Origin of the sequence: Anaeroplasma bactoclasticum (genome assembly GCF_003550015.1) — a bacterium.
Lineage (GTDB): Bacteria > Bacillota_I > Bacilli_A > Acholeplasmatales > Anaeroplasmataceae > Anaeroplasma > Anaeroplasma bactoclasticum.
Genome location: NZ_QXEV01000057.1, coordinates 1 through 1,730 on the forward strand (window position 1 = coordinate 1; position 1,730 = coordinate 1,730).

Consider the following 1,730-nt stretch of genomic DNA (forward strand, 5'->3'; position numbering starts at 1 on the left):
CTTGGATAAGGAATAGAATCACGAATGTTATCAATACCTGTTAGGTACATAATTAATCTTTCAAATCCCATACCAAATCCAGAGTGTACACATCCACCATATCTTCTTGTATCTAAATACCACTGCATTCCAGATACATCTACATGTAATTCCTCTGCTCTCTTTAATAATACATCAAGGTTTTCTTCTCTTTGAGATCCACCCATTAATTCGCCTGCCTTAGGTACAATTAAATCTACTGCAGCAACAGTCTTTCCATCAGGGTTAACCTTCATATACCAAGCCTTAATATCCTTTGGCCAGTTTGTAACAAATACTGGTCCATTGAAATGCTCTGTTAAGAATCTTTCATGCTCTTTTGCGATATCATCTTCATAAGATGGTGTAAACTCCCACTTCTTACCAGAATTTAATAATAAATCTACAACATCATGATGAGAAATTCTTACAAACTTCGCATTTACAATATTTAATAGCTTTTCCTTTAAGCCCTTTTCTACAAATTGATCACAAAAATCAATTTCAGCAGGAGCATTTTCAAGTACATAATTAATTACATACTTTAGCATCTCCTCTTCAATATCCATTAAGCCCTCTAAATCACAGAATGCCATTTCTGGTTCAATCATCCAGAATTCGTTTGCGTGAGTCTGTGTGTTAGAGTTTTCTGTACGGAAGGTAGGTCCAAAGGTATAAATATCACTAAATGCCATTGCGAAGGTTTCACCCTGAAGCTGACCAGATCCTGTAATCCAAGCCTGCTTACCAAATAGATCCTTAGAAAAATCTACCTTACCATCTTCAGTTAAAGGTAGGTTATTTACATCTAATGTTGTAATTTTAAACATCTGATCAGACCCTTCACAGTCTGCACATGTAATTAGTGGTGTATGTACATATAAATAACCATTCTTCTGGAAATAAGAATGAATTCCCATTGCAGCTACACTTCTAATTCTAAATACAGAATTGAATAGGTTTGTTCTTGGACGTAGGTGAGCTACTTCTCTTAAGAATTCCTTTGTGTGTCTTTTTGGCTGAATAGGATAGTTTTCAGGACAATCTCCTAGCATAGTAACCTTTGTTGCGTGAACCTCTAGTGGTTGCTTCATACCTGGAGTTAATACAACCTTACCATAAATTTCAACACTTGTACCTACTCTAAATTTTGAAATTTCAGCAAAGTTTTCTAATTCCTGGTCATATACAACCTGTAGGTTTGTAACAACAGAACCATCATTTACATTTAAAAAACCAAATTGTGCCTGTGCTCTATTTGTTCTTACCCATGCACAAATGTAAACATCCTTTTCTACTGGTGCTTCAAATAATAATTTAATCTTATCTCTTTTCATGTTTTTTTCCTCCTTAACAAATAAAAAAGTCCTTAAAGCTTACGCTCTAAGGACGAATTACCGTGGTGCCACCTTAGTTCAGTATAAAAAATACTGCACTTAAATCCTTTAACGCAGGAATACGGATGGTTCTACTTAATTCTTCCATCACTCTAAGGTGTTGTCCATATTGCTATCTTATCTGCTTTCACCTAACCAGACTCTCTTTGAAGCTTTACAATACTTTCTCCTTATCTTTGCGATAATATATTAAAATTATATATCAAAAATTAAATAAATCAAATAATTTTGCTAAGTTCAAACAAAAAGTTGGTAAATAGACATCAATAATGTAAAAATAGAGTTTATACTTCAGTCAAAGTGAGGTATTTAACC

Annotated in this window: 1 protein-coding gene and 1 other annotated feature; the gene reads right to left on the bottom strand. The window is 33.9% G+C overall.

The genetic code is table 11. From position 1 onward, the window contains the following. Positions 1-1,355 (bottom strand): asparagine--tRNA ligase (gene asnS, locus EI71_RS10005; protein ID WP_119017079.1); only part of this gene is annotated, 1,355 nt, incomplete at its 3' end. 45 nt (positions 1,356-1,400) lie between these two features. Beyond that, positions 1,401-1,601, bottom strand: a binding site (T-box leader). Between the last annotated feature and the right edge of the window lie 129 nt (positions 1,602-1,730).